Origin of the sequence: Paracoccus limosus (assembly GCF_009711185.1) — a bacterium.
Taxonomy (GTDB): Bacteria; Pseudomonadota; Alphaproteobacteria; order Rhodobacterales; family Rhodobacteraceae; genus Paracoccus; species Paracoccus limosus.
Genome location: NZ_WMIF01000001.1, coordinates 316,873 through 324,677, shown reverse-complemented (window position 1 = coordinate 324,677; position 7,805 = coordinate 316,873). Strand labels below are relative to the sequence as shown.

Annotated in this window: 10 protein-coding genes; 6 read left to right on the top strand and 4 right to left on the bottom strand. The window is 65.8% G+C overall.

Translation table 11 applies throughout. From position 1 onward, the window contains the following. Positions 1-696, top strand: a 696-nt coding sequence (locus GL279_RS01695; protein WP_246175075.1) for a Hint domain-containing protein, incomplete at its 5' end; no start/stop codon positions are given. Positions 697-774: 78 nt separating this feature from the next. Here the strand turns inward: GL279_RS01695 and GL279_RS01690 are convergent. Further along, positions 775-1,689 (bottom strand): LysR family transcriptional regulator, encoded by a 915-nt coding sequence (locus tag GL279_RS01690; RefSeq protein ID WP_155062870.1) that lies wholly within the window; start codon positions 1,687-1,689, stop codon positions 775-777. A 122-nt stretch (positions 1,690-1,811) separates the two neighbouring features. Here GL279_RS01690 and GL279_RS01685 point away from each other — a divergent pair, with 122 nt between their 5' ends. Then, positions 1,812-2,111, top strand: coding sequence for a hypothetical protein (locus GL279_RS01685; RefSeq protein ID WP_155062869.1), 300 nt, complete (start codon positions 1,812-1,814; stop codon positions 2,109-2,111). Between the two features lie 79 nt (positions 2,112-2,190). On the opposite strand, the gene ndk is transcribed toward GL279_RS01685, so the two are convergent. Continuing rightward, positions 2,191-2,613 (bottom strand): nucleoside-diphosphate kinase, encoded by a 423-nt coding sequence (gene ndk, locus GL279_RS01680; protein ID WP_155062868.1) that lies wholly within the window; start codon positions 2,611-2,613, stop codon positions 2,191-2,193. Between the two features lie 124 nt (positions 2,614-2,737). Here ndk and GL279_RS01675 point away from each other — a divergent pair, with 124 nt between their 5' ends. The 4 genes from GL279_RS01675 to GL279_RS01660 all read left to right on the top strand — a co-directional run bounded on the left by GL279_RS01675 (position 2,738) and on the right by GL279_RS01660 (position 6,400). Next, complete coding sequence (locus tag GL279_RS01675) at positions 2,738-4,582, top strand: ABC-F family ATP-binding cassette domain-containing protein (RefSeq protein ID WP_155062867.1); 1,845 nt, start codon at positions 2,738-2,740, stop codon at positions 4,580-4,582. Positions 4,583-4,680: 98 nt separating this feature from the next. Beyond that, on the top strand, positions 4,681-5,412 hold the full coding sequence (locus tag GL279_RS01670; protein WP_155062866.1) for a MipA/OmpV family protein: 732 nt from the start codon (positions 4,681-4,683) through the stop codon (positions 5,410-5,412). Between the two features lie 80 nt (positions 5,413-5,492). Beyond that, the gene (locus tag GL279_RS01665) at positions 5,493-5,852 is read left to right on the top strand and encodes an SUF system Fe-S cluster assembly protein (RefSeq protein WP_155062865.1); all 360 of its coding nucleotides are present in this window, start codon (positions 5,493-5,495) and stop codon (positions 5,850-5,852) included. Next, entirely contained in the window at positions 5,849-6,400 is a 552-nt protein-coding gene (locus tag GL279_RS01660; RefSeq protein ID WP_246175073.1) for a sugar O-acetyltransferase, read from the top strand. The genes GL279_RS01665 and GL279_RS01660 overlap by 4 nt, the downstream gene beginning before the upstream one ends. Here GL279_RS01660 and GL279_RS01655 read toward each other — a convergent pair. Together GL279_RS01655 and hemF are read right to left on the bottom strand one after the other, a co-directional pair. Next, positions 6,385-6,942 carry a histidine phosphatase family protein gene (locus GL279_RS01655; protein WP_246175071.1) on the bottom strand — a complete coding sequence of 186 codons (558 nt, stop codon included), beginning with the start codon at positions 6,940-6,942 and terminating at the stop codon, positions 6,385-6,387. The genes GL279_RS01660 and GL279_RS01655 overlap by 16 nt on opposite strands. Beyond that, positions 6,939-7,796 carry an oxygen-dependent coproporphyrinogen oxidase gene (gene hemF / locus GL279_RS01650; protein WP_155062863.1) on the bottom strand — a complete coding sequence of 286 codons (858 nt, stop codon included), beginning with the start codon at positions 7,794-7,796 and terminating at the stop codon, positions 6,939-6,941. The genes GL279_RS01655 and hemF overlap by 4 nt, the downstream gene beginning before the upstream one ends. Positions 7,797-7,805 lie beyond the last annotated feature (9 nt).

Below are 7,805 nucleotides of genomic sequence, written 5' to 3'. Positions count from 1 at the left end.
GGCGGCGGCGGCGGCGGTGGCGGCGGCGGTGGCGGCGGCGGCGGTGGCGGCGGCGGTGGCGGCGGCGGTTGTGTTCCCTGCTTTGCCCGTGGCACGCTGATCCGCACCGAGGAGGGCGATCTGCCTGTCGAGGCGCTGCAGCCCGGCATGATGGTCATGACCGCAGATCACGGCCCGCAAGAGCTGCGCTGGGTTGGCGCCCAGCTGATCGATGCCGCGACCATGACCGCGAATCCGCAGCTGCGCCCGATCCGCATCCGCGCCGGCGCGCTTGGTTGCGGGCTGCCGCAACGCGATCTGATCGTGTCGCCGCAGCACCGCGTTCTGGTGCGTTCGCGCATTGCGCAAAAGATCTTTGGCGCGACCGAAATTCTGGTTGCGGCCAAGCAGCTGCTGCAGATCGACGGCATCGACATCGCCGACGACCTGCATGAGGTGGAATATGTCCACTTCCTGTTCGACCGCCACGAGGTGGTCTTCTCGGAGGGCGCCCAGACCGAGTCGCTCTATACCGGGACCGAGGCGTTGAAAGCCGTCGGCGAGGCCGCGCGGGACGAGATCTTTGCGATCTTCCCCGAGCTGCGCGACACCGAAACGGCCGAGATGCCGCAGGGCGCACGCATTCTGGCTTCGGGCCGTCAGGGCCGCAAGCTGGCAGTGCGCCATGCCCAACACAACAAGGCACTGGTAGAATAAGCCAGGCCGATGAGGCAGGATCGGAAAGGGCTGGCCGCGCGCCGGCCCTTTTCATTTTCCGCCGCCTCTCTCGGGGGGCTAGCCTGTGGGCGTCGGGTTCTGGCGCCCGGTCTGCCAGAGGGTCTGGATCTCGTCCTGAATGAACCGGGTCAGGCTTTGCACCTTGGGACTGCGGTGCAGATCCACATGCGTCACCATCCAGACCGCCACCCGCCATTCCGGCGGATCGAAATCGGGAAACAGCTCGACCATCTTGGGCCATGCCGTCGCCCGGCCCAGAAAGCCGATGCCCAGCCCGTCGCGGATGGCGCGATAGGCGGCGCCGCTTTGCGGGGTGCGCAGGGCAAAAGCATCCTCGGGGACGCGGCTGTCGAGCCACAGGTTGAAGGGCACGCGGGCGAAACTGTCCTCGCCGCCGACGAAACGATGCTGCGCCAGCTCGTCCAGATGCCGGGGCTGGCCGTGTTTCTGGATATATTCGGGCGCCGCGAACAACGCGTGCGTCCAGTCGAAGGCACGCGAGACCACATGATCCAGCCCGGTCGGACGCGGCCCGGCGCGCAGGGCGATATGCGCCTCGCCGCGCGACAATTCGTAATTGCGCTGATCGGCGCTGAACACCAGCTGCACCTTGGGATGCGCCAGCAGATAGCGCCGGATTACCGGCAGCATCAGATCCACCAGCCCCGGCACCACGGTCAGCACCAGCCGCCCCGAGATCTCGTGCCGGGCGGCATCGATGCGGGCGCGCATCTGCACGAAATGCTCATCGACAAGGCTGGCGGTGCGCAGCAGCTCTTGCCCGGCCTCGGTCGGGGTATAGCCGCGCGCGTGGCGCTGGAACAGCTTGGCGCCCAGCTCGGCCTCGAGCGTGTCGATATGGCGGATGACCGAGGCATGATGCATCCCCAGCGCCTCGGCTGCGGCGCTGACCCGGCCAAGCCGTGCCACCTGCGCCACGGTGCGGATTTCCGTCCACAGGTTCAGTCGCATTGGTTCAACTCAGTTTCGCACAATCACTGTTCTTTCTGGCCAGTTTAACGCCGGATCGCAATGATCATATTGCACTCATCACCGGCGCAAACAGAAACTGCGCCGGCCACATGGAGAAGAAAATGCTGAACAAATTCGCGATTGCCGCCGTTGCGCTGACCGTTGCCGCCCCCGCCTTTGCCGGCACCGTGAACTCGGGCGACCGCATGCAGGCCGCTCTGCTGGGCCTTGACGCCGGCCAGTTCACCACCAGCCAACTGGGCCAGATCGCTTCTGAAAAGCATGCTGACCGCCGCGCCGCTCTGGTCAAGTTCCTGACCGAACAAAGCAGCCGTGGCATCAACTCGGCCGTGGCCAGCGACGACACCTTGGGCCATTCGGCGAACTTCGGGCTGGTCACCCACATCGGCAGCGACAACTGATCCCGCGCGCCAGTCAGGACGCGAACGGGCCGCCCCAAGGGCGGCCCGCAAACATGTCAAAGCCATGGTTGGCGGCAGATCAGCCGACCAGTTCCAGACCCGAGAAGAAGAAGGCGATTTCGCGCGCAGCCGCTTCCGGGCTGTCCGAACCGTGGACCGAGTTCTCGCCGACCGAAAGGGCGAATTCCTTGCGGATGGTGCCTTCGTCGGCGTTGGCCGGGTTGGTCGCGCCCATGACTTCGCGGTTTTTCAGGATGGCGCCTTCGCCTTCCAGAACCTGCACCACGACCGGCTCCGAGATCATGAATTCGGTCAGTTCGCCATAGAAGGGGCGTTCCTTGTGCTCGGCATAGAACTGGCCGGCTTGGGCCAGGGTCAGCTGGATGCGCTTTTGCGCGACGATGCGCAGGCCGGCATCCTCGAACTTGGCATTGATCTTGCCGGTCAGGTTGCGCTTGGTGGCGTCGGGTTTGATGATCGAAAGCGTGCGTTCGGTGGCCATGGTTCTATCCTTTGCTGTTCCGGACCCCTTGGCCCGAAATTCCGCGCCCGGTTAACATCTTCGCAGCGGCTTGAAAAGCGGGCGCGGCATTGACGCCGCCCCCGCCTTGCGCCATGCGAGGGGCATGCTGCGTATCGACGACATTTCCTATTCCATCGCCGGCCGGCCGCTCTTTGAGCAGGCCAGCGCCACCATTCCGGACGGCCACAAGGTGGGCCTTGTCGGCCCCAACGGCGCCGGCAAGACCACGCTGTTCAAGCTGATCCGGGGCGACCTTGGCCTTGACGGCGGCCAGATCACCCTGCCCTCACGCGCCCGCATCGGTGGCGTCGCGCAAGAGGCGCCGGGAACCGAGGTCAGCGTGCTGGACACCGTGCTGGCCGCCGATGAGGAACGCGCAAGCCTGCTGGCGGAATCCGCGACCGCAACCGACGCCCATCGCATCGGGGAAATCCAGACCCGGCTGGCCGATATCGACGCCTGGTCCGCCGAGGCGCGCGCCGCGACGATCCTGCGCGGCCTTGGCTTTTCCACCGAAGATCAGGCCCGCCCGACCAGCGATTATTCTGGCGGCTGGCGGATGCGGGTCGCCCTGGCGGGGGTCCTGTTCTCGCAGCCCGATCTGCTGCTGCTGGACGAACCGACCAACTATCTGGATCTGGAAGGCGCGCTGTGGCTGGAAAGCTATCTGCAACGCTATCCGCATACCGTCATCGTCATCAGCCACGACCGCGACCTGCTCAATCGCGCCGTGGGCCATATCCTGCATCTCGAGGATCGCAAGCTGGTGCTTTACACCGGCGGCTATGACACCTTTGCCCGCACCCGCGCCGAGAAACGCGCGTTGCAGGCCGCCGAGGCGAAAAAGCAGGAAGCCCGCCGCGCGCATCTGCAAAGCTTTGTCGACCGTTTCCGCGCCAAGGCCAGCAAGGCCGTGCAGGCGCAGGCCCGCATCAAGATGCTGGCCAGAATGGAGCCGATCACCGCGCCCGAAGAGGCCAAGTTCCACCGCTTCAGCTTTCCGCAGCCCGATCAGCTGTCGCCGCCGATCGTCTCGCTGGACGGGGTTTCGGTGGGTTACGACACGCGCATCGTGCTGCACCGGCTGAACCTGCGCATCGATCAGGACGACCGCATCGCGCTGCTGGGCCGCAATGGTCAGGGCAAATCGACGCTGTCAAAGCTGCTTGCCGGGCGGCTCGAGCCGATGGAGGGGCGGATCAACCGCTCGGGCAAGCTGCGCATCGGCTATTTCGCCCAGCATCAGGTCGATGAGCTGGAGCTGGACGAGACGCCTCTTGCGCATGTGCGGCGGCTGCGTCCCGATGAGGCGCCGCCCCGGCTGCGGGCGCGGCTGGCGGGCTTCGGACTGATGGAGGCGCAGGCCGAAACCAAGGTGCGCCAGCTTTCGGGCGGGCAAAAGGCGCGGCTGTCCCTGCTGTTGGCCACCATCGACGCGCCGCATCTCTTGATCCTCGACGAGCCGACCAACCACCTCGACATCGAATCGCGCGAGGCGCTGACCGAGGCGCTGAACGATTACACTGGCGCCGTGGTGCTGGTCAGCCACGACATGCATCTGCTCAATCTGGTCGCCGACCGGCTGTGGCTGGTCGATCAGGGCGGCGTCTCGCCCTGGCAGGGTGATCTGGACGATTATCGCCGCATGCTGCTGACGGGCGATGACAAGCTCGCGCCAAAGGCGGAAAAGCCCGCGGTCAAGCGCCCCTCGCGCGACCAGATCCTTGATCTGCGCGCCGAAGCCCGTCGCGCCGAAGAGCGGGTCGAGAAGCTGGACGCGATGCTGGAAAAGCTGGACGCGATCATGGCCGACCCGGCCACCTATGACGATGCCCAAAAGGCCGAGGCCTTTGGCCGCAAACATGCCGAGGCCAGCGAGGCCATGCTGCGCGCCGAGGGGCTGTGGATGCAGGCGCTGGAACGGCTGGAGGCCGCCGAACGCGTCTGAATGCAACAGTCGGGAATTTTCCCGCCTACTGGATGGATCACATGCTTGCCTGACAGGGCCACATGGTCCAAGCCTGCGCGCAGTTCAAAGGATTCGCCATGTTCAAACCTCTTGCCCTTGCCGCCGCCTGCGTGATCGGTGCCGCCTCTGTCGCCGGGGCGCAGACCCTTGACCGTTCGCTGTCGGTCGATGCCGGGCTGGGCATGAAGTACACGCCTGAATTCATGGGCTCGGACAAGCTTGAGGCCGCGCCCTGGCTGATCCTGAAGAATGTCGACGCCGATCGCGGTCAGCCTGACGGGCTGTCGATCGCGCCCTCGCTGAACTATATCGGCAAGCGCGACGCCGATGACACCCGCGGCCTGCATGGTCTGGATGACATCGGCTATGCCGGCGAGATCGGCTTCAAACTGTCCTGGCGCAGCGGGAATGCCGTCAGCTATGGCGCGCTGCGCAAGGGCTTTGGCGGCCACCACGGCACCGTTGGCGAAGTCGGCGCCAAATACCGCTTTGAATACAATGACAAGCTGACCTTCTGGGCCGGCGGCGAGCTGGGCCTTGGCAGCAGCGACTTTACCGGCACCTATTTCGGCGTGACCGAGGGCGAATCGGCCAGCAGCGGCAAGCGCGCCTTTAACCCTGATGGTGGCGCCTATATCGCCCGCGCCACGCTGGAGGCGCGTTACGAATTCATGCCCGACACCGCGCTGATGGGCCGCGTCACCTATGGCCGCCTGCTGGGCGACGCCGGCGATTCACCGATCGTCGAAACCCGCAGCCAGCCCTCGATCAGCATTGGCATCGCGCGGCGGCTGAACTTCCGCTTCTGATCCCGGCGAATGGCGCGGCGGGCTGGACCCCGGCCGGTCAGAGTCCTATATAATCGCCAACAAGTGACAGGACGCGCCGAATGACCAGTGAAACCCTTCAGGAAGGCGATCCGCTGATCGCCCCTTCGACCACGGACCATCCGCTGTATGACAGTGTCGTCGAAGCCTGCAAGACGGTATACGACCCTGAAATCCCGGTGAATATCTTTGATCTGGGGCTGATCTATACCATCGCGATCGACGATCAGAACGCGGTGCGCATCATCATGTCGCTGACCGCGCCGGGCTGTCCGGTGGCGGGCGAGATGCCCGGCTGGGTCGCCGATGCCGTCGAGGCGCTGCCCGGCGTCAAGCAGGTCGATGTCGAAATGACCTTTCAACCGCAATGGGGCATGGACATGATGTCGGACGAAGCCAGGTTGGAGTTGGGGTTCATTTGACCGCACGCGAGGATATGCTGGCCGGGCGCCCCTATGATCCCGGCGATGGCGAGCTCGTCGCGATGCGCCGGGTGGCGCAGGGGCTGATGCGCGACTACAATGCCACCATCATCGGCGACAAGACCCGCGCCCGCACCCTGAACCAGCTTCTGGGCACGTGGAACGGCGCGGTCATCCGCGCGCCCTTTGCGGTGGATTACGGCAAGCATATCCATTTCGGTCCGGATTGCTTTGTCAATTTCGGCTGCTATTTCATGGATATCTGCGACATTCGCATTGGGGCGCGCTGCCAGTTCGGCACTGGCGTGCACCTGCTGACCGAGGATCGTCCCCGCGATATCAAGCGCCGCGCCAAAGGCGTGGAATGGGGCCGCCCGATCACCATCGGCGATGATGTCTGGGTCGGCGGTGGCGCGATCCTGCTGCCGGGCGTGACCGTGGGTGATGGCGCCATCATCGGCGCGGGCGCGGTGGTGACGCGGGATGTGCCGGCCGGCCTGACCGTGGCCGGCAACCCGGCGCGACCACTGCATCAGAAAAACACCTGATGCCTGCCGGCGCTGACTCGGTGCAGCGCCCCCTGAAACACCGACATTTCTCCGATTCGCGCCAAGGGCAACCCCATGGCGACCAGCCGGATCATGCGCAGCGTCACCCCATGGGTGACGATGATCGCCGGCGCGCGCAACCCGTCCAGAAATGACCGGACGCGGGCGTGCAGCGCCGCGAAATCCTCGCCCTGCGGGGTGCGGTCATACCAGTCCAGCCCACCGCCGGAAAACTGCTCGGGATGGGCGGACTGCAATTCGGACAGGGTGCGGCCGGTAAAGGCACCGATGTCGATTTCGGCCAGCCGCGCGTCGAAAGCCAGCGGCCGCCCCCCCAGCGCGATCCGCGCCGTCTCGACCGCCCGGCCTGCCGGGCTGCTCCAGCATTGCAGTTCGGGCGGCAGGGCGGCGATCAGCTGCGCCTGCCGCTTGGCCTGCCCCCGCCCCAGCGCGGTCAGGGGCGAATCCAGCCGTCCCTGCAGCCGGCCTTGCGCGTTCCATTCCGTCTGACCGTGGCGCAGCAGGTAAAGCGTTGGCGTCATGCCCATTTCGCAAGAGGTGGCAGCGACATCAGCACCGCCTCGGCATCATGGCCGGTGGCAAGGCCGAACTTGGTGCCCCGGTCATAGACCAGATTATATTCGGCATAGAGCCCGCGATGGATCAGTTGCGCGTCCTTTTCCGCCTCGCCCCAGGGTTGGGCCATGCGTTTTTCGGCCAGCGGCAGGAAGGCGGGCAGGAAGGCCTCGCCCACCGCACGGGTAAAGGCGAAATCGGCCTGCCAGTCGCCGCTGTTCAGATCATCATAGAAGATGCCGCCGACGCCGCGCGCCCGGCCCCGGTGCGGGACAAAGAAATATTCATCCGCCCAGGCCTTGAAGCGGTCATAGTAATCGGTGCCATGCGGCGCGCAGGCGGCGCGCAACGTGTCGTGGAAATGCGCGGTATCCTCGGCGATCTCAAGGCAGGGGTTCAGGTCGGTGCCGCCGCCGAACCACCACGCGCCGGGCGTCCAGAACATGCGGGTGTTCATATGCACCGCCGGCGCATGCGGGTTCTGCATATGCGCGACCAGACTGATCCCCGAGGCCCAGAAGCGCGGATCGGTCTTAACTCCCGGCACGCCACGCGCGGCCATCGCCTGCTGCGCGGCGGGCGACAGCGTGCCATGCACCGCCGACCAGTTCACGCCGACCTTTTCAAAGACCCGGCCGCCGCGCATCACCGACATCAGCCCGCCGCCGCCTTCGGGGCGCTGGGTCGGGCGCACCTCGAAACGGCCCGGAGCATTGCTGCCCGGCCCGGCATCCTCAAGCGCCTCGAAGGCGGCGACGATCCGGTCGCGCAGCACCCTGAACCATGCGGCGGCCTCGTCGCGCTCTGCCTGCATCTGCATCCCGTGTTT

Bases quoted from the DNA above. Each gene is read 5' to 3' on its own strand.
- GL279_RS01690 (WP_155062870.1), bottom strand. From the start codon at position 1,689: ATGCGACTGAACCTGTGGACGGAAATCCGCACCGTGGCGCAGGTGGCA.
- GL279_RS01685 (WP_155062869.1), top strand. From the start codon at position 1,812: ATGCTGAACAAATTCGCGATTGCCGCCGTTGCGCTGACCGTTGCCGCC.
- ndk (WP_155062868.1), bottom strand. From the start codon at position 2,613: ATGGCCACCGAACGCACGCTTTCGATCATCAAACCCGACGCCACCAAG.
- GL279_RS01675 (WP_155062867.1), top strand. From the start codon at position 2,738: ATGCTGCGTATCGACGACATTTCCTATTCCATCGCCGGCCGGCCGCTC.
- GL279_RS01670 (WP_155062866.1), top strand. From the start codon at position 4,681: ATGTTCAAACCTCTTGCCCTTGCCGCCGCCTGCGTGATCGGTGCCGCC.
- GL279_RS01665 (WP_155062865.1), top strand. From the start codon at position 5,493: ATGACCAGTGAAACCCTTCAGGAAGGCGATCCGCTGATCGCCCCTTCG.
- GL279_RS01655 (WP_246175071.1), bottom strand. From the start codon at position 6,942: ATGACGCCAACGCTTTACCTGCTGCGCCACGGTCAGACGGAATGGAAC.
- hemF (WP_155062863.1), bottom strand. From the start codon at position 7,796: ATGCAGATGCAGGCAGAGCGCGACGAGGCCGCCGCATGGTTCAGGGTG.